The following is a 25571-nucleotide window of genomic DNA, read 5'->3' on the forward strand; positions in this document are numbered from 1 at the left end:
CTCAGCTACGCTGAAACACGGGCGTGCGGCGTTCCGTCATGGCGGCAACCCCTTCTCGAAAATCGGCGGTGGCAAACTGCACACGCTGAACGGACAACTCGCGCTGGTTGGCCTCGACAATGCGGTCCGCCAGGCCCAGCCGCAGCGTTTCGCGCGTGCTTTCCACGGCCAGCGGCGCAGAAGCTGCAATCTCATGCGCCAGTGCCACGGCATGAGCGCGCACGGCTTCCTTCGGGACCAGTTCGTCGGCCAGGCCGATCCGTACGGCTTCCTCGCCGTCGATGCGCCGGCCCGTGTAGAACAAGCGTGCTGCCTGTTGCTCGCCCACCAGCCGCGGCAGCGTCACGCTCATGCCAAAGCCGGGATGAAAACCGAGCCGGTTGAAGTTGGCGCTGAAACGCGCTTCGGGGCAGGTCACACGGAAATCGGCAACCAGCGCCAGGCCCAGTCCCGCGCCGATTGCCGGCCCCTCCACCGCCGCGACGATCGGCTTGCGGTTGCGATAAAGCTTCATCGCCTGCGCATAGAACGCCGATGGATCGCGCGAGACACTGCCTGCGCCACTGAAATCGGCCCCGGCGCAGAAGGTGCCGACGCCGGAGGCCAGCACCACGGCGCGGCAGCCGTCGTCTTCATCGAGCTGAAGCAATACCTCGGCGAGCTGCCGCATGACGTCGACGTCGACGAAGTTGTGAGGGGGCCGGGATATCTCGATCTGCGCGACGTGCGCGTCGCGGCTCAGCGTGATGACAGGAGAAGCGGAGGTCATGGCGAAGCATTCCAGGGGTGAAGAACGCAACCAGTATTCGCCGACCTGCACGGCTGCGCTACACTGCAATTTCGGATTCTGAAATTGCTGCGGGTGCCGCGGAAGGTGTATGTCGCGGCGCCGCGCTTCCCTGCCATGCCCACTTCCCGATCCGCCTCACCGCCGCGCACGAGTTCGCGCACGAGTTCGCGCACGTCTGCCCACGCGACCGAGCCGTCGAGCCGCGAACTGACGCACAGCACGGGCTGCTTCACGCGGCAGACCGAAGGCAGCCAGTCGCTGGAGCGCGGCCTGACGCTGCTGCGCGCGTTTCGCATCGGGTCTTCGAGCCTGACCAATGCGGAACTTGCCGCGCGCACCGGCCTGCCCCGGCCGACGGTGAGCCGGCTCACGCGCTCGCTGGTGGACAGCGGGTTCCTGCGCTATGACACCACCGAACGCGCTTACCGTCTGGCAGCCGTGGTGGTCAGCCTGGCGGACGCCTTCTACCATGCCGTCGAAGTGCCGGAGATCGCCTTGCCGCTGATGCGCGCGATTGCCGAAACGGAAATGGTCAATGTCGGCCTTGCCGTGCCGGACCAGACCGCGATGGTCTACCTGGCCTCCGTGCGCTGCAGTAGCGACAGCGTGTCGCGTACGCGGCGCGTGGCGCGCGGCACAAGGATCCCGATGGAACAGGCCTCGATCGGCATGGCCTGGCTTGCCTGTGAAACGCCGGCGGTACGCGCCGAATTCCTGGCGCGGATTGAACGGAAAGCAGGTGAGGACTGGCCGGCCGTGAGCAAGGCGCTATCGCGCGGCATCGGCCAGGCACAGAGGCTGGGCTACTGCACAGCCAACTACCAGCCGGGGCACCTGACCGCAGTCGGCGCCGCGTTTCGCGGCCCGGACCATCAGTGGTACGGCCTCAATATCAGCTTCCCGCACAAGCCCAGCGAGAAGAGGCGGGACGTGGCCCGATACGCGCCGCTGCTGCTCGACCTGATTGGCAAGATTCGGGCAGCGTGCGGCATCGTCGACGATGCAATTTCGCAATGACTGGTTGCCACCGACCGGAATAACAACGCCCCTGCCCCGCCACAACGCGCATCGCGAAGCCGTGCATGCACTAAGCTGAAGTGCGACCCAAACGGAAGTAAGCGGCTCATTGGCTGCCGCTTCCTGACGGCTGCCGTTCTGATGACTTCATGACCCTGAGGAGGATGGCAATGAAATACATGATCAGCTGGTTCGAGCGCCCAAAGGGTTCCGTTGCGGAGTATGAGAATGCCCAAAAGCGCATTCTCGAAGTGTTCAGTCAGTGGAAAGCCCCGGACAATCTCAAGATCGAGTTATTTGTCGTGCGTGTGGGTGAGTGGGGTGGGCATATGCTTGTGGACTGCGACGATCCATTGACCGTTCACAAGGCTTGCTCGACATTCCCCGCATTTGAATTTCGGGCGCACCCTGTGGTGGCCGTGGAGGATGCAATCAGGGTCGAACTCGAGGCGATTGCGTGGCGCGACGGATTGAAAGAAAAGTGAAACGCAAGAACCCCCTCGCACACGAGGCGAGGGTCCGCAGGACACGCGCCGGAGCCCGGCTGCCGATCAGGCAGCCGGGCTTTTTTGGGTTCGCCGATTTGCGTGGCCGTTTGGAAACTGGAAGGGCCAACACGTTTCCACCCCAGTACAGCTTATACTCTGTTTTTTGTAATTACAGGCAATAGACTGTAATTCGACGTTACCTTGGAGTCCTGCGATGGACTACGCCATCAAGACACTTGACCAATTGCGCCCCATCCTCCAGGGCTTCCGGAAAACGTCAGGCCTGACTCAGGCTGCCATGGCGGGTCATTTGGGGGTGACACAGCAGACTTACGCACAACTGGAGGCAAACCCAGCCTCCATCAGTGTGGAGCGTCTATTCAAAGTTCTGCGTGTACTGAACGTCGGGCTGACCTTGACTCAAGTCGGTTCCGTTCAGGGGAAAGCAAGTGTCGCGACTACGATTGCGCCGACCGGTACGCCTCAGAAGGTTCGCGCCAGGAAAATCGGCACACCTGAGCGGCGTTCGGCCTCGCTCGCCTTGGATACAAGCGCAACAGAGCTCGAAGTCAAACCGCGCTCGTCTACGCCAACTGAAGGCAAAAAAACACTCATGCACCTCGGCCGGACAACGAAGGCGGGTAAGGCTCCCATCGCCCCCAAGGTTGGAGTGATCAAGAAGAGAGAGAACTGGTAAATCCATGGTACGGCGCTCGCAAGCAACTCGACTTGACCTGGTGATGAACGGGGTTACCCGTTGGTTATTGGGAAGTCACCCGTGGCGACGAACGGTTCTCTTACTGGGATGAGTGGATCGAAGACCCACAGGGACGTCCACTTTCTCTCTCGCTTCCGTTCTTGCCAGGCAGCTGAAGCAAAACACTTCGCTCGGTGTCTGCACCGCCTCGGCCACCTCTCCCGGTGTGGTAAAAATAGGCCCCGCCGAAGCCCCCGGGCCCCCGCACCAAGACCAGCCTTACCCAGCACTTCATGACCGGTTCGCCAGACCTCCACCACCCTGCCCCCCGCCCCGCCGCCCTGCGTGGCGCCGCGCCGCTGCTGGCGCTGCTGGCGCTGGCCGTGCTGGTGGGCCTGGCCGGATGGCTGGCCTACCGCTTCAGCTACGACACCGCCCTGGCCCGTCAGGCCGAGCGCGGCCAGGTGCAGCTGCGCCTGTATGCGCAGGCGCTGGAAAGCGAACTGGCGCACTACGACTATGTGCCCGGCCTGCTGACGCTGGATGAACGCATCGGCACGCTGCTGCGCCAGCCCAACGACATCGCCGCGTCGGCGCGGGCCAGTGACTACTTGTCCGCCCTCAACACGCGTGCCGGCACCCGCGTGATCTACGTGCTCGATGCGCGCGGCAAGGTGCTGGCGACGAGCAACTGGCAGCGGCCCGACAGCTACCTGGGCGAGGACCTGAGCTTCCGCCCATACTTCCGCGCCGCCATGGAAGGCCAGCTCGGCCGCTTCTACGGCGTCGGCACCACGCGCGGCGAGTCCGGCTATTACCTGTCCGCACCGCTGGGCGACCGCGACAACCCCGACGGCGTGGCCGTGGTCAAGATCGGCCTGGAGCCGCTGGAAAACCGCTGGCAGGGCGCCGACAGCCAGATGCTGCTGGCGGACGAGAACGGCGTGGTGATCCTGGCGTCCGACCCGTCCTGGAAACTCGCGGCCCTGCGCCCGCTGTCGGCGGACGCGCGCGCGCGCTTCGCGCGGAGCCTGCAATACAACCGCGCGCCGCTGCCGCAGCTGCCGCTGTCGGACGTGCGCGTGCTCGGCAATGGCAGCGACCGCCTGGTGCGGTTGCGCCAGGGCCCGCCGATGCTGGCTCAAGAGGCCGCGCTGCCGGGCACCGACTGGCAACTCACGCTGCTGTCCAATACTTCGCAGGCACGGCTGGCGGCACTGAACAGCGCCGCGCTGGCCGGCGTGCTGACGGCCTTTATCCTGCTGCTGGGCGCGGCGTGGAACGTGCGCCGGCGCATCATCGGCGAGCGGCTGGCCGCGCGCGCCGCGCTCGAAGCCGCCAACAGCGAGCTGGAACGCAAGGTGGCCGAACGCACCGCCGACCTGTCGTCGGCCAACCAGCGCCTGCAGGCCGAGGTGGCCGAGCGCATCCGCACCGAGGCCGTGCTGCGCCAGGCCCAGGACGGCCTGCTGCAGGCCGGCAAGCTGGCCGCGGTCGGACAGATGTCGACCGGCATCGCGCATGAACTCAACCAGCCGCTCGCGGCGCTGCGCACCATTTCCGGCAATACCGGCAAGTTCCTGGAACGCGGCGACTACGACACGGCCCGCGCCAACCTGCGCACGATCATCGGCCTGGTGGAGCGCATGGGCCGCATTACGGGCGCGCTCAAGTCGTTCGCGCGCAAATCCAACGGCACGCGCCAGGCAGAACTGGCCCAGGCCGTGGACAACGCGCTGTTCCTGCTCGACACCCGCATCGCGGCCGTGCATCCGAGCCTGCACCGCGAGGTGGAACCCGGGCTGCTGGTCGCGTGCGACCCGAACCGGCTCGAGCAGGTGCTGGTGAACCTGGTCGGCAATGCGCTGGACGCCGTGACGGGGCGCGAGCAACCCATGATCTCCCTGCATGCCCACGTCACCGGCGGCATGGCGCACCTGACCGTGCGCGACAACGGCCCGGGGCTGTCGGAAGAAGCCTTCTCGCGCCTGTTCGAGCCGTTCTTCACGACCAAGCCCGCCGGCGAAGGCCTGGGCCTGGGCCTGACGTTGTCGGCCGGCATCCTCAACGAAAACGGCGGCAGCCTGTCCGCCTCCAATCATCCGGACGGCGGCGCGTGCTTCACGCTGGTCCTGCCGCTGGTCCGCCAGGAAGCGTCCCATGCCGGCTGATGAACTGACCGTACTGATCGTCGAGGACGATGCCGACGTGCGCCTGGGCTGCGAGCAGGCACTCCGGCTCGAAGGCATCGCCACGCGCGGCGTGGCGAGCGCCGAGGCGGCGCTGCGCGAAACCGCGGCAGGCTGGCCCGGCATCGTGGTCAGCGACATCCGCCTGCCGGGCATCGACGGCATGGCCCTGCTGGCGCAACTGCGCGCGCGCGACGCGTCGCTGCCCGTGATCATGATCACCGGGCATGGCGACGTGGCGCTCGCCGTGCAGGCCATGAAGCAAGGCGCCTATGACTTCCTGGAAAAGCCGTTCTCGCCCGAGGCACTGGTCGACGCCACGCGCCGCGCGCTGGAGCAGCGCCGCCTGACGCTCGAAGTGGCGCAGCTGCGCGAGCGCCTGGCCGGCCGCGACAAGCTCGAGGCCCGGCTGATCGGCCGCTCGCCCGCCATCGAGCGGCTGCGCGGCCTGATCGCCAACCTGGCCGACACCGCCGCCAATGTGCTGATCCACGGTGAGACCGGCACCGGCAAGGAACTGGTGGCGCGCTGCCTGCACGAAGCCAGCCGGCGCCATGCGCGCCACTTTGTCGCCATCAACTGCGGCGGCCTGCCCGAGCAGCTGTTCGAAAGCGAGATCTTCGGCCACGAGGCCGGCTCGTTTACAGGCGCGGCGCGGCGCCGCATCGGCAAGGTCGAGCACGCCGAAGGCGGCACGCTGTTCCTCGACGAGATCGAGAGCATGCCGATGCCGCTGCAGATCAAGCTGCTGCGCGTGCTGCAGGAACGCGTGGTCGAGCGCCTGGGCTCCAACGAGCCGGTGGCCGTGGACACGCGCGTGGTCGCGGCCACCAAGGCCGACCTGCGCGCGCTGGCCGACGCAGGCCAGTTTCGCTCCGACCTGTACTACCGCCTCAACGTGATCACGCTGGAGCTGCCCGCGCTGCGCGAACGGCGCGAAGACGTGCCGCTGCTGTTCGAGCATTTCGTGGCGCAGGCCGCGCTGCGCTTCGGGCGCGACGCCGTGCCGGCCACGCCGGGCGAACTGGCCGCGCTGGTGGCCTACCCGTGGCCCGGCAACGTGCGCGAACTGCGCAACCTGGCCGAGCGCCACGTGCTGGGGCTTGGCTGCGATCCGGGCCACGGCACCACCGCTCCGGAGGCGCTGCCACTGGCCCAGGCCGTGGAGCAATTCGAGCGCGCGCTGATCGCCGATGCGCTGCGCCGGCACGACGGCAACCTCAGCCGTGCCAGCGAGGCGCTCGGCGTCGCCAAGACCACGCTGTTCGACAAGACCAAGAAGTACGGGCTGTAGAGCGACCTGATGTCTTTCTGGCCTCTCGTCTCGCAATTCGGTGAAAGCACTTACCTGCTGCCTGCCGCGCTGCTGACTGCGCTGTGGCTATGCCACCGTGGCCAAACCAGCAGCGCGCTGCGCTGGCTCGCGGGCGTGGCGGTCGCAGCGGGCATCACGCTGGTTTCCAAACTTGCGTTCTTCGGATGGGGTGTGGGCATCGCCCCGCTGGACTTCATCGGCGTGTCGGGCCATAGCGCGATGTCGGCCACGATCCTTCCCGTGCTGCTTTACTTGTGCGCGCCGCCATCGCGCCCCTGGATGGCCAGATTCGGCGCGGCTTGCGGAGTCGGCCTGGCGCTCTTGATAGGCTGTTCGCGCCTGGTCCTGGATGCGCACTCGCCGTCAGAGGTGGTGGCCGGACTGGTGTTAGGACTGGTCGTGAGCCTGACCTTTCTGAGTTCTCCGGACGGCAAGGCGTTGCCGCGGAGCATCGTCCCGCTGGCCGCCACATTGGCCATCTTCACCGCGCTGCATACGCTGCCGATGCCCACCGGTGCCAGTCATGCCGCGCACCGCCTGGTCGTGAGCATGGCCACTTTCCTGTCGGGGCGCGAGCAACCGTATCACCGCGGATTTTTGAATCGGCAACTGTAACAACGTGCGTGCTGTTAGCGCGTGATGCGGAATCAGATCCGTCTCATCGACGAAGCTTGGGCATCCGGGGAAACTGCATGCTTCGCCGAAGACATCGGCGAACGGGTCGGGATACCTGAAATGACTTCAACACATCGGCTGCATCGTGCGGCCGAATGCATCGCACGTGCACGCCACCCGTTTATCAACGGCGGGCCGCGCGGGGCCGGCTGCAAAGCCGACCGGAAAAGCGTGTTAGTCGCCGGTATCCCTCCCCGCTGTCAGGCCCGCCACCCTCTCATGCTTCCCCGGCGGACCATCCGAACCGACTCAGGAGTCTGCGATGCCCGTATCCCACACCAAGGTTGAAGCCAACGATCCCACCCTGCTCGAATCCATCAGCGCCGGCCTGCATGGCGTACTCGCCTTGCTGGAAATCGCCAGCGACCGCTCCGAGGACTGTCATGCGGCGTGCTGCCTGCTGGCGCTGCTGAAGGCCCGGCTCGATAACTCGATGCAGCAGGAGGAAGTTTGCGACGTTTGGTAAAGCGGCGCGTGTAGCTGTCCTCTCCCCGTCAGGGAGAGGACAGAGAGGCGCCCTGCCCTCAGAACCCCGAGAACCGCACGCCGATCGACCCGTAGCCGTAGTACCGGTCCATCCGTCCAGCCGTGGCGGCGTTGTACAGGAACGGAATGGTGCCGACGAAGTTGTACTTGAACGCCTGTCCGCGAAGGTAGAACTCAACGCTCTTCGACACACTGTAGGCAAGTTCAAGCCCCAGCGTATGGTTGGACTTGATCGGCGACACGCCAAAGCTGGACAAGCGGTCGTCGATATTGCTGCGGAACAGGTACTGGAAGTTATAGCCGAGCTGGGTAGAAAAGCGTTCGTACTTCCAGCGCCAGGACACGCCAGTGGTCAGGAAGGCGGCCGTGTAGTTCAGGTCCTTGCTGACGTCGAGCCCGAACTGCGAAGCGTTGGCGGAGAATGACGCATCAGTCAGCGTTGACCCGCCGACCGTACAAGGCGCGGCGAGGGCGCCGTTGGCGATGTTGTCCGAGCCGATCTTGACATTGAAATTGCAGTTGCCTCGCTTCACCTGCGCGGTCAGGTCGCCCACCGATACATTGCTGAAGCCGCCCCCGAGAAAGCCCGTCAGCGTACTGCGCTCGCTGAGCTGGCCCGAGAAGATCATATCGGCCTGCGCCTGGAAATCGTTGGGATCGTTGACCCGGATCTGGCTGAAGGTGGTGCCGCGCACCTGCGTCGGCGATGTCTTGCTGACCGAGCCGGCACGGTCACCCCACAGGGAAAAGCGGAAGATCACGCGGTCCTTGGCGCCCGGCTCGGCCAGCGGATCGTAGTGCAACGCGAGCTGCCAGGTGTCGATGCTGTTGGTGTCCTGGCCGTAGTCAATATTGCGGCGCAGGTACGTGGCGGCGCCCGAGAAGTAGGGTGAGAACTTGTAGCCAAGCATGACCCGGCCGCCGCGATAGTCGCCGGCGTTGTCGGGCGTCGGGCCGCTGCCGCCCTGGTTGCGCAGGTTGAAGACATCCAGCGCCTTGTTCACCGCGTCAAAACTGCCCTCTGCGCGAAAGCCGGTGAACTCGCCGGTGGTCGGCTCCGCACGCAGGAAAACATCTTCCGATGCAGCCAGCGCCGTGCCGGCGGCTGTCAGGCCAAACACTGCCGCCGCTGTGGACATGGCTCGGCGCGAACAAAACTCGAACATCGTGAACTCCGGAGGACGCTAGCGTCCCGCAAGTCGAATGAGCCGCAGACCGAATTTGCGCGGCCACGTAAACAACAAAACCGGGCGGCCGCGACACGGACCGCAAAGCGGCCGTGCGCGAACGCCCGGTGACGCCCCCGCACGGCGGGAGCGTCTGCCAGAAGCGAATCGACTGCTTAGTTCATCGTGATGGTCGACTTCAGGCCATAGCCGCTGACCTGGCTGGCGGTAGTTTGCACGGCGACCTTGCCGGCGTACGTTGCTGCGGTACCGGTGCCGATGCCAAGCTTGACGGCCGAGCCATCCACACCAGCCACGGTAAAGGCAACGTCCACCGTGCCAGGCGCGCTCGGCGTCAGCGCGGCGAGCTGCGAACTGTTCAGCGCGCCGCTGTTCTTCACCTTGTTCAGGATGGCCGCATACGGCAGCGTGAACTGGCCGCTGCCGCTGGACAGGCTGTCCGCCGATGCGTTGGTCAGCGTGGCCGAAGCCGGCGCGGCGCCGGTCACCGAGAAGGAGTAGCTGGCATTGGCCGGGAACGTCGCCGACACCAGGTTGCCGCCGCTGAAGACTAGCGACACCTTCTCGAAGATCACGTCGACCGTGCTGCCCTTGTAGCTGTAGTGCATGCCCAGGCGGACGTCCGCAGCGCCCGTGCCGAACGGCGCGCCGATTTCCTTGATCGTCACCTTGATGTCCGACAGGCCACCCGTGGTCGTCATCGTGTCGCCCAGCGTGGCCGGCAGGTTATTGATCAGGACGTTGCTGGCTTGCAGGTAGTCCGTCAGCGTGACCTTGCTGACGATGGTGCTCACCTTGCTGCTGTCCAGGCCCGTAACGGCATTGGCCGCGGTTTGCACCTGGTCCGCCGAACCCGTTGCCACGGCGTTACCCAGATTGGCCAGCTTGGAGGTATTGGTGCCGTCGGTCAGCACGGAGGCGGATGTGGACGAAGCCAGCGTGGTGGACAGCGTCGACTGGCTGCTGTCCTTCAGTGCATTCAGGGCACCGCTGTTCTTGAGCGCCGTCACGGTGGACGATGCATCGCTGCCCAGCTTGATCTTGCCGAGCGCCGTGCTCACGTCGCCGACTTGCTTGCTCACCAGCGGTGCGGCCAGCGCGGCCACGTTGGCGGCAACGGTGTCGATGCTGCCCTGCAGGGTGGACGGCAGGCTGGACTGCGCATTCTTCACGGAAGCCTTGATGGCATCGGAAACGGTGTTGGCGCTCGTCAGGTCGGCCGTACCGCTGGCGTTGCTGACCACGCTTGCCACGGCCTTTGCGGCTGCGGCGGCGGCGGCATCGGCGCTCAGGCTGCCACCGGCGCCCGTTGCCACGCCTTGCAGCGTCTTGCTGATCTGCTCGACCAGCTGCTGCACCACGACGGCTGCCTTCAGCACGTCGGCATCGGTCATCGGATCCGCATTCAGCAGGTCCTTGCCGCTCAGGCCGAGCTTGGCGGCCAGCGCGGCTGCCTGGTCTGCGCCCAGTTGTGCCACCAGCGTGGTCAGCGGGCTGATCATCGGGGTAATGCCGGCACGGTAGTCCACCGCCGGTGCCTGCATCACGCCGTTGAACGGCAGGCCGGTACCGATATCGGTACCGCCAACGACTGACAACGCGCTCTTGGTGCAGTTGGCCGGGAACGTGAAGTCGCCGTTCGCGCCGGTGATGACCGTCAGCGCCTTGCCGGCCGAGTCCTTGCAGTCCAGGAAGCTGACCGTAGCGCCGGAAAGATAGAAGTCGATGGCCTTGCCGCTGATGGTGGCCGAAGGGGTGCTGGGGGTGCTGTCACCGCCGCCACCGCCGCAGGCCGCCAGCAGCATGGCTGCGGAGGCTGCCGCCACCAGGGTAAAACGCTTCGAGAGACTTGCTTGCATTGTTTTTCTCCAACCCATCGTCAATAAGTGCATTACTGCCGACACCGTTGTCCGGCGCCAGCGGCTACGTTTTGATCTTCTAATGCCGTCTCCAGGCGCTGGCCGCGCCAGAGACAATTTTCGGCGAAAGTCTACCGCATAAAGTGCCAAATCTGGCAAACACGACATTTTCGCGTCGCGATGTCGCAAAACCCGCAAAGCGTAATATTGGTGCGCTTTTCAATACGTCTATGACAACAGCGACGCGTGGAAGGGCAGGCAATAACGGTATGGAATGCCACCGGCGCTGGTTCTGCGCCCCCTCCCCGATCTTCGGTTTCAACCGCGCGACCGCAGATATTCTCCGAACGCTTCCCTGACTTCCGGGTGGCGGCACGCAAACTCCACGGTGGCCTTCAGATAGCCAAGCTTGCTGCCACAGTCATAACGCACGCCCTGATAGCGGTAAGCCAACACCTGCTCATGGCCCAGCAGCGCCTGGATGGCGTCCGTCAATGAAACTCGCCACCCGCGCCCGGCTTCAGGTTGCGGATATGCTCGAAGATGCGCGGGGTCAGGATATAGCGCCCCACCACACCAAGGTTTGAAGGCGCATGCTCGGGCGCCGGCTTCTCGACGATGCCCGACATCTTGATCACGTTCGTGTCCCATTCGCGGCCGTCGACCACGCCATAGGAACGGCTCTGCTCAGGCGCGATCTCCTCCACGCCAAGCACGGAACAGTTGTAGTGGTTGTAGACGTCCACCATCTGCTTCATGACCGGCTGCGCGCCATCGAGCAAGTCATCGGCCAGCATCACGGCAAACGGCGCGTTGCCGACCAGCTTCTCCGCGCAGAGCACGGCATGGCCCAGGCCGAGCGCCTCCGGCTGGCGCACATAGAAGCATTCCACATGCGAAGGCTTGATCGAACGAACCAAGCTCAGCAACGACTGCTTGTTCTTGGCCTCGAGTTCCGCCTCCAGTTCATAAGCCTTGTCGAAATGGTCTTCGATGGCGCGCTTGGAGCGGCCGGTGACGAAGATCATTTCCGTAATGCCGGCGGCAATGGCCTCTTCCACTGCGTACTGAATCAGCGGCTTGTCCACCACGGGAAGCATTTCCTTGGGGCTGGCCTTCGTGACGGGCAAGAAGCGGGTGCCGAGTCCGGCTACCGGAAACACGGCTTTGGTGATACGGGGTTCCACGTTTGTTAATCCTGATAGTTGCCGACTGTTGAGGGATTAGATGTTGCATCGCAACATCATGCAATCCCCTCTGAGCGGGGATAACGAGCGTCGCGCCGTCCCCGATCCCAAGAAAAGTAGGCCCGCGTGTAGGCGTGGACGTCCGCATCGGCACGCAACTCGGCCGGCGTCAGCCAGCGATAGGCGCCGTGCTGGGCGACCGGCAATTCAGGGGCTGGCCCGTCCAGCTCCAGCACATAGGCCATCACCACGTAATGCGTGGAACTGCCCGGCTCGCACGCAAAATTGGTGTCATAGAAATGTTCGTACGTCCCCACGAACTGCGGCGCACCCACGTCCGCCGAACCCAGCTCCTCGCGCAGCAGGCGCGCCAGCGCTTGCGCAATGCGCTCGTTCTTGCGAATCCGGCCGCCCGGGACAAACCACCATCCCTGGGCGGGCGCATTGCGGCGCTGGCCAATCAGGTAACGCCCACCGGTATCGCGTACCAGGAAATCGATGGAGACAAGGGGCACGCTCGCCACGGCCTGGCGAAAAGCGTCAGTCGGCAAGGCAGGAACCGTATCCGCTGCGGGCGACGGTGCCGCTATATCGGCCGATAGGCCGAAACTCGTTTGCTGCGTCATGGCAAAAACCTTCTCGATCAACTGGAGCCGGGCGACCGCTGGACGGAACTGGGGCTGGTAAATCCGCCCTGTGTCGAGCTTTTGCCACATGCGCGCAGGCTTCGCAGCCCCCGAACGGGTGACATGCTGCAATGCCGCAACTCTCCTGAAAAAGTCTTGCCGGGCAGCCACTTTTTGGTTTGCTGGACTCGCTATATGTATGCTAATGTGCCGCCACTAATATAAGTATCAAAAATATCACGCTGCTCAGTTTTGGCACATGCCGACTGGGGTCTAGCGCGTCCTGCCCTTTGGGTTTTGGTTTCGACGGGGATATCCGGCCTTTCGCTTCGCGTAGGCCGGAGGGACAACGCTACCCGGGGTAAGCATGGGAATCTATCGCAACATGTTTGTGAAGCACCACGATTCGCTGGCCATTGCAGTGCGCCTGGCAGACGTGGGCACCATCTGGCTGGCCGGCTACCTTGCCACCGAGCTGCGTTTCCCCCCTGATTTCGCGGTAGCCGCCCCCATCCATCAGTTCATCCTGTACTTCAGCTGCGTGGTAGCGCTGATCGTGCTGCCGGCGTTCGACCTGTACACCTCCTGGCGCGGGCGCAGTTTTCTTTCGCTCGGGGCGCGGGTGCTGGCCGCATGGTCGCTTGTCTGGCTTATCGGCATCCTGATGAGCTTCTTGATGCATCAGACGGGATCGCTTTCGCGTCTTTGGGTGGCGTACTGGTATGTGGGAACAGCGGTCGCCTTGCTGGCCCTGAGGCTTGTCACCTACAGCCTGCTGGCGCTGGCACGCGGCATTGGCCGGAACTCCAAGCATGTGCTGATCGTGGGTTTTGGCACCACCGGTCAGGAGATGTACCGCCGCGCCACGGCCAGCCGCTGGAGCGGCTTCCGCGTAGCCGGCATTTACGCTGGCGTCGAAGACGCCACGCCGGAAGGCATCCCACGGATTGAAGACAGTGACCACATCGCCGGCTTCGCCCGCAAGCACCAGGTTGATGAAATCTGGATCGCGCTGCCGATCAGCGCCACGCGCCAGATGCAGCACATCGCCTTTGCGCTGCGCAATGACTTTATTGACATCAAGTGGATGCCCAGCTTGATGGACTTTGAGTTGTTGAATCACCAGATGCAGGATTTTATGGGCATGCCGGCAGTGGAGCTGAACAGGCCGCCTTCGCTGGGCGTGCGCGGCCTGGTCAAGGGAGCATTCGATCGCGCATTCGCTGCCGTGGTGCTGACCTTGCTTTCCCCGCTCCTGGTGATCATTGCCCTGCTGATCAAGAGAGGCTCGCCTGGTCCTGCATTCTTCAAGCAGGAGCGCCTTGGTCTGGACGGCCGCGTTATCCACGTCTACAAGTTCCGCAGCATGAAGGTGCATACGGAGCATGAAACCGTCACGCAAGCCAAAAAGGGCGACAGCCGCGTGACGCCCATCGGGGCGTTTCTCCGGCGTACCAGCCTTGATGAGCTTCCGCAGTTCATTAATGTGCTGCGTGGTGAGATGAGCGTTGTGGGGCCGCGGCCACATGCGATGGCGCACAACGATATGTACAAGGAACAGCTCGATCTTTATATGCTGCGCCATCGCGTCAAGCCTGGGATTACGGGATGGGCGCAGATCAATGGGTATCGGGGAGAGACCGATACGCTCGATAAGATGGCGAAGCGGGTGGAGCACGATCTCTTCTACATTCGGAATTGGTCGTTCTGGATGGATGTGAGGATCATCTTTTGGACGGCATTCAAAGGGTGGACGGGGCGGAATGCCTACTGAGATGTCGCGTCTGGACTACGAAGCTACAGCTTTGCCCCAGTCGCTGGTCAGCCTAACGCTCGCTGCCGCCATCGGATTCCAGTTGCCACCGTCCTACCCTCGCTGATCAACACTTCCATACGCGGAAATAGCAAACACACCGGCGCGTCATTTCTATCTCTCGCCTTCCTTGAACTGCTTGGAAGACGATGCGCGCCTTCCGCACGCACTGAAAGACGCAGCGCCAAAAAGAAATGAGAAAAGTGCCAACAGAGTTCATGAAATTTTACGCCCGCGTCCCCGAAAGAATCGTGCGTCACGCGACCGCAGGAGTTTATCAATGAGACCGCTGCCTGGACGTCGTGTACTAGGTTCCTTCATTAACGCCGTGACTTGGGAGGAAGCGATCAAGTCAATACACCTTTGGGCAACAAAAGGTGAATCTCGCTATGTCTGCATTTGTAACGTCCACTCAGTAATCACAGCGAGGTCTGATCTTGAGTTCTCCAAAGTCATCGGAGATGCAGACATGGCAACCCCTGATGGGGCTCCTATCGCGTGGATGCTCCGCCGCCTCGGCGTATCAAATCAGGAGCGGATCAATGGCCCTGATCTCATGCTCCGTTACTGCGCACACGCCGAACAAACTGGAGAGAGCATCTTTCTCTATGGCGGAAGCACCGAAACCCTGCGGCTCCTTGAGCAACGGTTAACGGAAGAATTTCCGAGGCTACGCATTGCAGGCCTCCACAGTCCGCCTTTCCGAAAGCTAACGAAGGACGAGGACCGCGCGGTGATTGAGAAAATCAACAACAGTGGTGCCGGAACCGTCTGGGTGAGTCTCGGATGCCCTAAGCAGGAACGCTGGATGGCCGAACACCGCGGATCCATAAACGCCGTGATGATCGGAGTTGGCGCAGCGTTCGACTACCACGCTGGGACTCTGCGTCGAGCACCAATTTGGATGCAGCAGAAGGGATTAGAGTGGCTTCACAGGCTTTGTAGCGAGCCCACCAGGCTTTGGAAGCGCTATGCTTTTACAAATGCCGTCTTCATCTTCCTGGCACTCGCCCAACTGCTACGCCGCCAGGCTAATACACCGCCCAGCATATAAACGTCACACCCACACAAGTTAAAATACTCCCGGCCAAGAACCGGGAGCGGCCACGAATTCAGTTCTGTACGGCTCGGCTGGCGCTGGGCACGTCGGCAGTGCCGCATATAACGATTCCACTTTAACCGTGTCTCCTCAAGCAATCCCTCTCTTTAGCACCCCGCTTCCAACAAAAATCAGTAGGTGCTTTTCGTAAAATAACGGACTTCTGACGAATACGCGCGCCGAAAATCAGCATCGCAACACTCTTGTAATCAGCTATGCAGTACGAATAATCCCCCATCGTTCGCAACAATGCTGAGATCTTCGGCAATGGGCCTTCAATCAGCAAGGCAACGCCAAAATTTGCTCCGATCCATTTCCCTCACATAAGTCAAGGATCCTTCGGCCCAAAGTCGACAACTTTTGAGCTGCTTACATCAACGGCCTGACTCACCAGCCCTCGTACCAGTATGTTCGACACATTCGCCTTACTGGCTCTCGAAATCACAACGCCTTTTCCGCTATGTGTATGCTCGATTTTGATGTTCTCCACATCCGCAAACCGTAAGTCTTTAGTACTATTGACATGAATGGCGCCAAGTGATGTAGAGCCACTCGACCTATGGGCTTCCTCTATAACAATGTTCCGCAAGACAACACGAGAGCCAGCCGCCAGTATTCCGGCATCGCCAGTTTTTCCGATTACAGCGTTCTCTATCCTTACCTCCGTTTCCGCCCCTTGATCCTCGACAGTGATGCCCCGAAATCCTGCTTCGGGCACTCGAATATTAGAGATCAGCACTTGCCCCATCCCATACTGGGCTGTTATCCCCTTATTACCACCTGTTGCTGTGATACCGTCGATAATCGCAACCTTATACCGCGAAATGCCGACACCATTCTCATTGCTACCTTGGCCCCAGGCATCAACTCTGCCTTGCCCGTGGATTTTTACATATTCGCGCTGAGGAGTTGCTGCCGTACCGGACCCGGCGAACCCTATCACTCCGAGAAGCTGGCCCTTTGACGATCGCCTGTCCGAAAACACGCGTGCCCCAGAAGCCAAATAGAGATCCAAATACTCCAAATCCAATGTGATACTGTCACTTACAAGATAATTTCCCGGGACAATCTTCGCAAAGGCCTTACCCTCATCACTGACCGCCTTGGCCCACGCACTGAACGCCCAAAAATCATCTGTAACACCGTCTCCCCGAGCTCCCGCCATTTTGGGGTTGAGCTTTTCATCAACTCTTCGCCAACTTCCATCACCCGTGAGACCTGAATCTTTAGCTCCGGCCAAGAAGCCAGCTAACGTACCCGGTTTCCCATTCCATGAAACATATGGAGATACCACCGTTATCCCGTTATGCTTGCGACGCGGTATCCTGCCATCCCATACAAACAGCCCACCACCAGAATCATCTACACCTGAAGGCCCGGCCATCCCTGAATAGAACGATTCCACAAACACTTTTTCCCCGCTCTTTTCACCAACACGGCCAAGAAGTTCTGCCACAGAATTCAAATGCTCGATGGGTTCTTCTTCTACCGCGAAGCCAGTCCTAGCCGGAAAGAGGAACAGCACCGTTATAAGTACAATCAACGGAAACTCCACCAGCATCCCCCTATTACCATTCCGCATATATTTTCGCAAAACGCTACTCATCCCTCAGCAGGCTGATGATCTAACACTATAAATGCCCCGTTCTTCTTCTCGTCCGTCTCGAGCTTAAGGTGTGCTATTCCCTTAAAAATGAGTAAGTAGAAGAAAGTGAAAGTTAGTGCCATCGGCACTGCAAGCGTCAGGGTCCATTTTGATATTAACCCGACCAAAATCGCAAAAATCAAGCCCCCCGTGAGATGGCTACTTATTATATATCGATCAGCACTTCGTGCGTAAATTGCATAATGTGGAATTAGACTCAAACAGTACATCCACATCGCAAGCAATAACCAATAAAAAATAGCCATATTTCCAAGGTAGGCGCTCTTACCTAAGTACCTCACCAGCGGCTCCGTCAACACGAATGCCATTACCGATATCAAACTCGAGATAATGAACGTCTGTCGAGCGAAGATATTCAGCCTTCTTTTAAACAACGGTAAATTTCTTTCTTTATATGCTTCAATTATCGGTGGATACGAGAACACCACGACTGATGCATCTAGAAATGACTGAGTTACTCCAGCAATACCTACAAAAAGGACGTATGCGCCAAGAACATCGGAACCCGCCAACGCACTAACAAAATATCTATCAACTGAAAAAAGCGCTCGTAGCGAGAGCGTCGCAATTAGTAGTGGAATTGCGACAATTATTCCCTTACGAATCCACCGCCAGTCTACTTGCCGTTCCCATCCACCTAGGCCACTCTTCCAAATGGCCAATGTGCCGATGCCAACGGCTGTACATGCACTTAGCATCCAGCCCAAAAATACGGTGTCCAATGTTCGGAGCGTTGGAACGGCCCACATCAGTGGAACTACGATCAGCGGCCACGCGCCCGCGCGTAAGAACAACACCAATCCAGCAACTAGAGCGGACGGCAGAATCACCAACAAACGACAAATCTCCTGCGCCAGGTGCTCCAATATCAGTAGCGCAAAAAACCAAGGAAGGAACGACCAAGGAAGCGTTTCGAATACAAAAACACACAAAAATATAGGAATAGTGCTCAAATACATTACTACGTAAAGGACTCCTTGAGCCTTTATCCTTGAGCCCCACAAATTTCTGGTTAAGCCAATGAGTTCCCTTGATGAATATGCATAGAAATCGAACCCTACCAAGAATAGACCATAAGTCGTCAACGCCGAAAATAATCCGAATAGACCTAGTTCGCCGGGGGTGAGCATTTTTGCCAAAAACATAATTAAGAGAAACTTACTAAGCATCGTGGCAGCGCGCAAGCCGATGCTAACTAGTCGCCTAATCATGTCTAGCTATGCCATTCAGTAATGAAAGGGACAAGAATTCTCCGGGATAACTCGATTGAATCAAAGCGCACAATCAACTCCGAAAAATCATAAAACCACTCTGTCGGATTCTAAGCATTGCCGCACGGGGACGCATGAGCGCCGTCAACGACATATAGAATATGTAGCCTAAAAGACTCGGTCGCCCTTTAGCCAATAAACCTTTTCTGTAAAGCCGCTCAGAAACATTATGCACTGCATCCTTAACCTTCTTAGCGCTGCCGCGATGCGGCCAAATGTTCTTTGCGAACTCTTCGAAGGTATACTCTGGTAGATCACTGCTTCGGCGGCGAGCGTTCTCTACTGCGAATGCATAGCCTCTATTCAAATCCTTAGCACGCCTCATACTAAGGGATTGAGCCTGTATCCTATAACTTAGCACCAGGTCTGCAATATTGGCCAGCACACCAACCTCGGCCATTCTGAGAAAAAAATCGAGATCTTCGCCGGCGCCATTTACCCGATATCCACCGACACTGCGAGCCGCAGATTTCCGGAAAACGACTGCTGGGTGACAGAGGGGAAATCGGGACCGCATTAATTCGTCAACGATTTCATGGTGACTCATCGCCATTCGCCCGGCCGAACAATATCGATCACCTACAATAAACCGTATTTGCCCACCAACCAAAACAATCTCAGGATTGCTTTCGAGATAACTAATTTGCGACTCCAAACGATTTAGCTCACAAATATCGTCCGCGTCCATCCTCGCTATATAGTCGCATCGCGCAAGCTCAATAAGCTCATTAAGAGTAGCCCCGAGCCCTCTATTCTCTCTTGAAACAAACCGAATTCTCGGATCATCGTACGCTGCCACAATCGAACCGATGTCCTGACTTGAGCCGTCATCTAAAATGATGAACTCGAAATCTTGAAAGCTTTGCTTGAGCACACTTTCAATCGCAAGTGGCAATAGCTCAATACCATTAAAGACCGGCAACACCACCGAAACCCGCGCCATCAATGCACCTCAACGTCTCGTAAAAAGCGACCCCAATCTATTTATTGCAGCTACATATCCAATCAAGTAGATTGTTGTAAAAAAGAAGGCTATATCAATAAAAAATGAAAAAAATATTCCAAATACCAAAGAACAGCCAAGTATAAAGGACTCACCCCCGCGTTTTAAAGCTAGATCGGCGAAAGAAAAGACTGCGATGAGAAAAAGTGTTAAAAGAACCAGTCCGAGCCACCCACCAAGATAATAAGCCTCTCCCACCGCACTTACTCGATGACCAACCTCAAATGGTCTGTCGGCCATTTCAGCAAGATATGCACCAAACGTCGTTGCGTTTTCTTCACGTTTAAAAGCAAATGGGAACATTGCAACCATCATTTTCTTTTTCACCAGGGACTCGGCCGTTGCGGGATCCACAGATTGGTACGAAATAGAAAAATCATAAACATTACCAGCGAGCTGTCGAAACACTGTCGCAGCCATAATCTCTGGAGAAAATTCAATATCCTCCGAAAGCGAGTAGCGTAGATACGCAAAGAGATTTAATGCAAACAAAACAAGCACCACCCAAACTACAGCACGCCGAATTCTGATTCTTGTACCGCGCCTTGCCAGTCTGATGGTGAATGCGATCATGAGTGCAGATGCAGCCAAAAATCTGCCACCATAAACTAGTAGCGCCGCAAGAAACACTATTGCAACCAACATCCGAATCTTCCCGAATTGCGCTGTCAACGCAATTAAAACGATGAGAAGAATAGCGCCGGAATCATAAAGTAGATACTCATATCCGCGAGCACTTCCCGAAATCGCCGCACGCCACGAAACAGAGCCCATGCTGTCGTGGGAAGAAAGACCGAGAATCAGAAACCTTGCCGCGATGAAAAGAAACGGTACTGAGCCGACAAATAAAAGGAAGGCTACGCGTTTTCCACCAATCGTCCTGTAAACAGCCACTTTGCGTCGACTAATAATCGACAAATACCCACAATAGATTGATGAGCATATGACGAAAACACCATAGACCGCGTGAGGCGTAATATTATCCTGCTCTGGAAAGAACAGGATAGTCGCCGTCAAATTGAGCGCAATAAATCCAACAACGGCAATCATAAAGAATGATGTTGCTGGCCTATAGAAAAAAAATCCCTTCCTGCAAACCGCCGAAATACCCAAGAAAGCTGCGACGAGAGAAGCCACTAATATAAGCAGAGGCATATTCTTAATTACACCTGGCTCACGCCGATGGCTTCCAACACTTCACTAAATCGGCTTACCCGTCCTTGAGACTCGTCGGCTAACCTGTAGACGGGAACTTCATTGAATAGGTACTTGCAAGCCAATAATGATGTCGACTCCGAACCGTAGACAGCCATAAGGTCTTTCACCGCCACGGGGAGAAGCTCTGCAGGAACGTAGCTGGGCGCCTCGACAATCTCACACGAAGTATCGAATTTTAACTCGCTAGTTTGCAACGGATGTCTCTTGATCAAAATCACATGCCCCTTCGCATGCTCGTTCGCGAGGAGAGTCGTCAAGTTCTTTTTCTGGACAGAAGTTAAATTGGATGGCAACAACAATAAGACTGTCGGACGGCCGACAAGTATTTCCTGCAATTTTTTAACACCCGGAAACAGAGAGACAAGATTATCTAGCCTAGATTCATAGTCAGCGGAAAGTTCGAATTTCCCACATGGGAGTTCGCGATTTTCCGGCCGCACTAATGAGGGGAATAAATATAATCCACGATTAATGTACTTACTGGTACCAAGCACGCCATTGCAATCATAGTACCCCCCCATCAAAATCGGATATGCAGTACGCTTAAAGATGCCTGCATGGATCCAATGCTCGTTATAAGGAGCAGAACCGTCCTCGATATATGTTACCGATCTGCCGTGAAAACCCAGTAGAAATTGAACTTCCACAGCATTATCATTGAAGACAAACAACTCATTAATAGGCGCCTTGCGAAGTTGTGCACCAATACTTGCAAGTGAATTACTATAAAAACGAGAACTTAGTGTATTCAGCGTCAGAAACTTGTCGAGGATGCCACGATATGTCGCATCGACATAAGCGGCTCGCACGAATAGCTTTGGCAAAATATCTTTATATGGCGCCAGACGTCCCGTTTGATCAATGAGGACTACAAGGTCATCTTCAGCTCTGTCCACGTAAGTTAGGGTGAGCATGAGATGATATGGCGTGAGGGCTATGAAAACGTTCATAAGCATCTGCTATTCAAATTGATAAGCTCTGCTCTTCTGCGGCGGCGCCCCACCTCGGCCGAGATGGGGCGCGCGATGTTATGGATTGCGAGCGATGTTTCTCCAATGAAGAGCTCGATCCTCTTCAACGTCTTCCAAGAGTACTGCGCCAACTACTTCATCCCAGTAAACTGGACTAATCCCATGCGCGGGGCGCTTCACTGTTACGTCCTGCTCCGTCAGACGCTCGCCGGCTACAAGATTCCGGGACGCAACGATACTGCGCCGCGCATGCTGGCGTGCGGCTGCTTGTGACTCCAAGCCAGTACCTGGGCGCCCGTAAAGTGCAGCGCTGGTCTGCAAGCGCAGACCGAAGTCCAAAAGATCCTGTTTATCCATTGCATGATAATGATCATTACCAGGCAAACTCTTGTCGTGCGTGAGGTGTTTCTCGATTATTGTTGCCCCTTGAATCACTGCCATGTCGAGCGCAGGCATCCCCGCATCGGGCGGAACGTGATCAGAATAGCCAATTTCCAAATCAGGAAAGGCCCGCTTAAGGGAGCCGATACGCCAAAGTTGAGCATCGGATACTGGCGTAGGATAATTTAAGACGCAGTGTAACAATGCAATGCTTTTCGCGCGACAATTTGCCAATTCTCTTACGGCCAACTCGATTTCTGGCAATGTCGACGCGCCGGTGGACAAGATAACCGGCTTTCCTGTGCGAGCAACCTGCCTCAAGAGCGGAATATTAGTTATATCCGCTGACGCGATTTTGAAAGCCGGAACCAGGTCATTAAGAACATCGACGGATTCGATGTCAAATGGAGTCGAGAGAAAATGAATTCCACGACGCCCGCAGTGTTCCGCTAGCGCTTCGTACTCGCTACGACCGAATGAGTCATATTTCTTAAACAATGCATACTGACTGCTGGTCGGCTCTTTGCTGGTGTCCCAGTAGGCAGGACTGTATCTCGAGGCCAACTTTTCTGCTTTATATGTTTGAAATTTAGCGGCGTGAGCTCCGGCCTCGGCTGCGTCGTCGATTAGACGCTTTGCCATGTCCATTGAACCCTCGTGATTCACGCCGATTTCGGCAATTATATATGGGGAAAGATAATTCCCAACTTTAAATTCCTGGATCTTCATATTATTTACCGGATTGATTAATGAGGTCACGAATTTCCGATATTACAAGGTGCTTTCCTCGAATGAGATCGACATTCTTCATCTTCGAAATCATGTCAAATCTCACATCTGCGTCACTGCATACTTCTTCAAACACCTCTACCAAGTCCGCATCGCTAAGGTCTGCATGCAACCCAAGATTTCTTACCCCATTTTCCTTTGAGGCAAACGTATGCGTTGTCTCTCGTTCATTTTGACAGATGACTATGGTTGGCACGCCAACCGATGCCAGTTCGAGTACCGTTCTGCCGCCGGAAGTGATAGCGATATCCGCGCCACTCATATAAGAAGAGATACGACTGGTTTTTGCGATATAGCGCAGGTCAGTTATAGCGAGCCGACGAAGTAATTCACGTAATTTTTCCTCATGTTCAAATCCGGGGCCTACGATAATGTCCACACCGAGGTTATGACGACGAATGCTGTCAGCAGTTGCTGCCAAAGCCCGACTGGACAGATTGTTCTCGTCAACCCCCCCGAACGTAATCAAGAGTCGCTTCGGTCTTTGGGAGAATGGCTTGCTCGGGAGATGAATAAATTCGTCTCGAAGGCAAAAATATCTCGCGCCGATCAAATGATTTTTGACATGCTTTTGATGGGGATATAGCGCGTTGACAACCAAATCCGCCTCAGCCGCGCCGTCGCCAATATCCTCAAAATTTACAACTTTTGCGCCAGCACTCTTCAGTTCATTGATGAATTGTGCGCTCGTATCGAGAATATCATTTATTACGACGTCGGGCCTTAACGCTAGTATGGTGTTAAGCAAATCGCCATTACCAGCTACTACCACCGTATAATTTCGTTCGCGAATAATCTCCGCTGCCAATTGATCCTGTTCCTCACACACGAAGACGATGTCGTGGCCGACGAGTTCACCGGCGATCATTAATGCTCGGTATGCATGACCCAGGCCCAGCACAGGCCGGCCGACAACACTAAATACGACGCGCCTTCTCCGAAGAATGGACTCGCAAATAAAGAAGTCAAGATCGCCGTCAATATCAATGCTTCGCTCGCGGGGAACTTCGAGCAAGTTTACTTTAGCGCCAATACGACTTCCAGAATCAAGCATTCGCCTGCGACAAGCTATGACGGCGCCAGTCTCGCGGAAATTTGCAGGAAGTTGCTGCCTGTTAACGCGCCGTTCATAGACTGGACGAGGTTCTTGATCTTCAACGGTCCAGCATAGATGACGATCGTCAACGACCGAAATAACGCTATCAATCAATGCATTCTGCTCGAACGCCGACAACGTCCTTCGAAGGTCTTCCTTACTTAGAAGAGGTGCTGTTGGCTGGACTGTAACGACCACATCGAATGTGTGCCCGGTGTTTGCTTCGATGGCTTCAACGGCATGACGAATAACTGGATCTAGCGTGATCAAGTCCCCCGCAAGATCACTGGGTCGATGAATCACGGTGGCCCCAAATCTATCTGCCATCAGTGCGATTTCATCATCATCCGTTGATACCACAACGGAACTGAAGCACCCTGAATCCAAACATTTGGATATTGTGTAATAGATTAGAGGCTTTCCATTTAAGGGACGAAGGTTCTTTCGTGGAACACCTTTGGACCCCCCGCGCGCGGGGATGATCGCGATTGATTCGATTTTTTTCCGCGATTCATCTTTTGATGACGTAAGCATAATTTCGACTCGGTAGATTATTGGATCAATCTATTTGCAACTTGACGCGATGTGCCCCGGAAACATAGTTCCACGCATGATTTCGTTACTCCACGTTCATCGTGACATCGAAGCCATGTTGCTTCAATAGCGCATGTCGTCTTGCGTTATCCAAGTCATATCTCATCATCTCCGCAATCATTTCATCAAGAGTGATCTCCGGCTCCCAACCTAATTTCGCTTTCGCCTTCGCGGGGTCTCCGAGCAGGGTTTCAACCTCGGCGGGCCGAAAATATCGAGTATCGACCTTGACGATCACGTCGCCCACTGTAAGTGCCGGTGCTTTGTCACCGTCAATGCTCTCCACCAGCGCGATTTCCTGGACTCCGCTACCTTCAAAGCGAAGGGTAATGCCCAAATGCTTGGCGCTTTGCCGAATAAACTCACGGACGCTCACTTGCTTTCCCGTTGCAATCACGAAGTCTTCAGGTTGCTCCTGCTGCAACATCAACCATTGCATGCGTACGTAGTCCTGCGCATGCCCCCAATCGCGAAGCGCATCCAAGTTACCCATGTAAAGACAACTATCGAGACCTTGGGCTATATTTGCTAGACCACGAGTAACCTTGCGTGTCACGAACGTTTCACCGCGACGAGGACTTTCGTGATTGAACAAGATCCCATTACAGGCATACATGCCGTAGGATTCCCGGTAATTGACGGTGATCCAATAAGCGTAAAGCTTCGCCGCAGCGTATGGGCTACGCGGATAAAAGGGGGTTGTCTCTTTTTGAGGAGTCTCCTGCACCAAGCCGTATAGCTCTGATGTGGATGCCTGATAGAAGCGCGTCTTCTTTTCGAGTCCCAGGATCCGAATCGCTTCAAGCAGGCGCAGCGTTCCCAGCGCATCCACATCCGCCGTATATTCCGGCGACTCAAAGCTGACGGCCACATGGCTCTGCGCGCCGAGGTTATACACCTCATCCGGCTGTGTTTGCTGCACTATACGGATCAGGTTGGTACTGTCGCTCAGGTCACCGTAGTGCAGCACGAAATTTCGATGACTAACGTGGGGATCCTGATAAATGTGATCCACTCTGGAGGTATTGAACGAACTGGCCCGGCGTTTGATACCATGAACGATATATCCCTTTTCCAGCAAGAATTCGGCAAGATAGGACCCATCCTGACCGGTGATACCGGTTATTAGTGCAACCTTATTGGAAGCCATAAGA

At 57.4% G+C, this 25571-nt stretch carries 21 protein-coding genes and 2 pseudogenes; 10 read left to right on the top strand and 13 right to left on the bottom strand.

Going from position 1 to position 25571, the window contains the following annotated elements:
- Position 1 precedes the first annotated feature (1 nt).
- Positions 2-769 carry an enoyl-CoA hydratase/isomerase family protein gene (locus AC3FKH_RS13330; protein ID WP_488676146.1) on the bottom strand — a complete coding sequence of 256 codons (768 nt, stop codon included), beginning with the start codon at positions 767-769 and terminating at the stop codon, positions 2-4.
- Between the two features lie 135 nt (positions 770-904).
- Between AC3FKH_RS13330 and AC3FKH_RS13335 the strand changes: the two genes are divergently transcribed.
- From AC3FKH_RS13335 to AC3FKH_RS13370, 8 genes and pseudogenes are all read left to right on the top strand, one after another.
- Complete coding sequence (locus AC3FKH_RS13335; protein ID WP_488676148.1) at positions 905-1807, top strand: IclR family transcriptional regulator; 903 nt, start codon at positions 905-907, stop codon at positions 1805-1807.
- Between the two features lie 170 nt (positions 1808-1977).
- The gene (locus AC3FKH_RS13340) at positions 1978-2292 is read left to right on the top strand and encodes a DUF3303 domain-containing protein (protein ID WP_488676150.1); all 315 of its coding nucleotides are present in this window, start codon (positions 1978-1980) and stop codon (positions 2290-2292) included.
- Between the two features lie 217 nt (positions 2293-2509).
- Positions 2510-2992, top strand: coding sequence for a helix-turn-helix transcriptional regulator (locus AC3FKH_RS13345; RefSeq protein WP_488676151.1), 483 nt, complete (start codon positions 2510-2512; stop codon positions 2990-2992).
- A gap of 4 nt (positions 2993-2996) precedes the next feature.
- Positions 2997-3165, top strand: a pseudogene (locus AC3FKH_RS13350) (HipA N-terminal domain-containing protein); the annotation flags it as partial.
- A gap of 120 nt (positions 3166-3285) precedes the next feature.
- Positions 3286-5163 carry a sensor histidine kinase gene (locus AC3FKH_RS13355; RefSeq protein WP_488676152.1) on the top strand — a complete coding sequence of 626 codons (1878 nt, stop codon included), beginning with the start codon at positions 3286-3288 and terminating at the stop codon, positions 5161-5163.
- On the top strand, positions 5153-6475 hold the full coding sequence (locus AC3FKH_RS13360; RefSeq protein ID WP_488676154.1) for a sigma-54-dependent transcriptional regulator: 1323 nt from the start codon (positions 5153-5155) through the stop codon (positions 6473-6475). The genes AC3FKH_RS13355 and AC3FKH_RS13360 overlap by 11 nt, the downstream gene beginning before the upstream one ends.
- Positions 6476-6484: 9 nt before the next feature.
- A complete protein-coding gene (locus AC3FKH_RS13365; protein ID WP_488676156.1) occupies positions 6485-7111 on the top strand; it encodes a phosphatase PAP2 family protein in 627 nt (208 codons plus the stop codon).
- Between the two features lie 322 nt (positions 7112-7433).
- The gene (locus tag AC3FKH_RS13370) at positions 7434-7637 is read left to right on the top strand and encodes a DUF1484 family protein (protein WP_488676158.1); all 204 of its coding nucleotides are present in this window, start codon (positions 7434-7436) and stop codon (positions 7635-7637) included.
- A 58-nt stretch (positions 7638-7695) separates the two neighbouring features.
- Here the strand turns inward: AC3FKH_RS13370 and AC3FKH_RS13375 are convergent, their stop codons facing one another.
- From AC3FKH_RS13375 to AC3FKH_RS13390, 4 genes and pseudogenes are all read right to left on the bottom strand, one after another.
- Positions 7696-8823 (bottom strand): hypothetical protein, encoded by a 1128-nt coding sequence (locus tag AC3FKH_RS13375; protein ID WP_488676160.1) that lies wholly within the window; start codon positions 8821-8823, stop codon positions 7696-7698.
- A gap of 176 nt (positions 8824-8999) precedes the next feature.
- Positions 9000-10703: a hypothetical protein gene (locus tag AC3FKH_RS13380; protein WP_488676162.1), complete on the bottom strand. Its 1704-nt coding sequence runs from the start codon at positions 10701-10703 to the stop codon at positions 9000-9002.
- 318 nt (positions 10704-11021) lie between these two features.
- A pseudogene (gene galU / locus AC3FKH_RS13385) lies at positions 11022-11890 on the bottom strand (UTP--glucose-1-phosphate uridylyltransferase GalU).
- A gap of 56 nt (positions 11891-11946) precedes the next feature.
- The gene (locus tag AC3FKH_RS13390) at positions 11947-12648 is read right to left on the bottom strand and encodes a GDP-mannose mannosyl hydrolase (protein ID WP_488676164.1); all 702 of its coding nucleotides are present in this window, start codon (positions 12646-12648) and stop codon (positions 11947-11949) included.
- A gap of 253 nt (positions 12649-12901) precedes the next feature.
- Between AC3FKH_RS13390 and AC3FKH_RS13395 the strand changes: the two genes are divergently transcribed.
- A complete protein-coding gene (locus AC3FKH_RS13395) occupies positions 12902-14290 on the top strand; it encodes an undecaprenyl-phosphate glucose phosphotransferase (RefSeq protein WP_488676286.1) in 1389 nt (462 codons plus the stop codon).
- Between the two features lie 319 nt (positions 14291-14609).
- Positions 14610-15383: a WecB/TagA/CpsF family glycosyltransferase gene (locus tag AC3FKH_RS13400; protein WP_488676165.1), complete on the top strand. Its 774-nt coding sequence runs from the start codon at positions 14610-14612 to the stop codon at positions 15381-15383.
- A gap of 373 nt (positions 15384-15756) precedes the next feature.
- On the opposite strand, the gene AC3FKH_RS13405 is transcribed toward AC3FKH_RS13400, so the two are convergent.
- From AC3FKH_RS13405 to gmd, 8 genes are all read right to left on the bottom strand, one after another.
- Positions 15757-16989: a hypothetical protein gene (locus AC3FKH_RS13405; RefSeq protein ID WP_488676167.1), complete on the bottom strand. Its 1233-nt coding sequence runs from the start codon at positions 16987-16989 to the stop codon at positions 15757-15759.
- A 41-nt stretch (positions 16990-17030) separates the two neighbouring features.
- Complete coding sequence (locus AC3FKH_RS13410; protein ID WP_488676169.1) at positions 17031-18278, bottom strand: MATE family efflux transporter; 1248 nt, start codon at positions 18276-18278, stop codon at positions 17031-17033.
- A gap of 100 nt (positions 18279-18378) precedes the next feature.
- Positions 18379-19308: a glycosyltransferase gene (locus AC3FKH_RS13415; RefSeq protein WP_488676171.1), complete on the bottom strand. Its 930-nt coding sequence runs from the start codon at positions 19306-19308 to the stop codon at positions 18379-18381.
- A 9-nt stretch (positions 19309-19317) separates the two neighbouring features.
- Entirely contained in the window at positions 19318-20418 is a 1101-nt protein-coding gene (locus AC3FKH_RS13420) for a hypothetical protein (RefSeq protein WP_488676173.1), read from the bottom strand.
- Between the two features lie 113 nt (positions 20419-20531).
- Positions 20532-21536 carry a hypothetical protein gene (locus AC3FKH_RS13425; RefSeq protein WP_488676174.1) on the bottom strand — a complete coding sequence of 335 codons (1005 nt, stop codon included), beginning with the start codon at positions 21534-21536 and terminating at the stop codon, positions 20532-20534.
- 78 nt (positions 21537-21614) lie between these two features.
- Positions 21615-22667 (bottom strand): N-acetylneuraminate synthase family protein, encoded by a 1053-nt coding sequence (locus tag AC3FKH_RS13430; protein WP_488676176.1) that lies wholly within the window; start codon positions 22665-22667, stop codon positions 21615-21617.
- Position 22668: 1 nt separating this feature from the next.
- Positions 22669-24357 (bottom strand): cytidylyltransferase domain-containing protein, encoded by a 1689-nt coding sequence (locus AC3FKH_RS13435; RefSeq protein ID WP_488676178.1) that lies wholly within the window; start codon positions 24355-24357, stop codon positions 22669-22671.
- A gap of 85 nt (positions 24358-24442) precedes the next feature.
- Positions 24443-25567, bottom strand: coding sequence for a GDP-mannose 4,6-dehydratase (gene gmd, locus AC3FKH_RS13440; protein ID WP_488676288.1), 1125 nt, complete (start codon positions 25565-25567; stop codon positions 24443-24445).
- Between the last annotated feature and the right edge of the window lie 4 nt (positions 25568-25571).

The organism is Cupriavidus sp. 21MJTG02-4, assembly GCF_057798975.1.

Coding starts and splice junctions, on each gene's coding strand:
- AC3FKH_RS13330 (WP_488676146.1), bottom strand. CDS start 769: ATGACCTCCGCTTCTCCTGTCATCACGCTGAGCCGCGACGCGCACGTC.
- AC3FKH_RS13335 (WP_488676148.1), top strand. CDS start 905: ATGCCCACTTCCCGATCCGCCTCACCGCCGCGCACGAGTTCGCGCACG.
- AC3FKH_RS13340 (WP_488676150.1), top strand. CDS start 1,978: ATGAAATACATGATCAGCTGGTTCGAGCGCCCAAAGGGTTCCGTTGCG.
- AC3FKH_RS13345 (WP_488676151.1), top strand. CDS start 2,510: ATGGACTACGCCATCAAGACACTTGACCAATTGCGCCCCATCCTCCAG.
- AC3FKH_RS13355 (WP_488676152.1), top strand. CDS start 3,286: ATGACCGGTTCGCCAGACCTCCACCACCCTGCCCCCCGCCCCGCCGCC.
- AC3FKH_RS13360 (WP_488676154.1), top strand. CDS start 5,153: ATGCCGGCTGATGAACTGACCGTACTGATCGTCGAGGACGATGCCGAC.
- AC3FKH_RS13365 (WP_488676156.1), top strand. CDS start 6,485: ATGTCTTTCTGGCCTCTCGTCTCGCAATTCGGTGAAAGCACTTACCTG.
- AC3FKH_RS13370 (WP_488676158.1), top strand. CDS start 7,434: ATGCCCGTATCCCACACCAAGGTTGAAGCCAACGATCCCACCCTGCTC.
- AC3FKH_RS13375 (WP_488676160.1), bottom strand. CDS start 8,823: ATGTTCGAGTTTTGTTCGCGCCGAGCCATGTCCACAGCGGCGGCAGTG.
- AC3FKH_RS13380 (WP_488676162.1), bottom strand. CDS start 10,703: ATGCAAGCAAGTCTCTCGAAGCGTTTTACCCTGGTGGCGGCAGCCTCC.
- AC3FKH_RS13395 (WP_488676286.1), top strand. CDS start 12,902: ATGTTTGTGAAGCACCACGATTCGCTGGCCATTGCAGTGCGCCTGGCA.
- AC3FKH_RS13400 (WP_488676165.1), top strand. CDS start 14,610: ATGAGACCGCTGCCTGGACGTCGTGTACTAGGTTCCTTCATTAACGCC.
- AC3FKH_RS13405 (WP_488676167.1), bottom strand. CDS start 16,989: ATGCTGGTGGAGTTTCCGTTGATTGTACTTATAACGGTGCTGTTCCTC.
- AC3FKH_RS13415 (WP_488676171.1), bottom strand. CDS start 19,308: ATGGCGCGGGTTTCGGTGGTGTTGCCGGTCTTTAATGGTATTGAGCTA.
- AC3FKH_RS13420 (WP_488676173.1), bottom strand. CDS start 20,418: ATGATTGCCGTTGTTGGATTTATTGCGCTCAATTTGACGGCGACTATC.
- AC3FKH_RS13425 (WP_488676174.1), bottom strand. CDS start 21,536: ATGAACGTTTTCATAGCCCTCACGCCATATCATCTCATGCTCACCCTA.
- AC3FKH_RS13430 (WP_488676176.1), bottom strand. CDS start 22,667: ATGAAGATCCAGGAATTTAAAGTTGGGAATTATCTTTCCCCATATATA.
- AC3FKH_RS13435 (WP_488676178.1), bottom strand. CDS start 24,357: ATGCTTACGTCATCAAAAGATGAATCGCGGAAAAAAATCGAATCAATC.
- gmd (WP_488676288.1), bottom strand. CDS start 25,567: ATGGCTTCCAATAAGGTTGCACTAATAACCGGTATCACCGGTCAGGAT.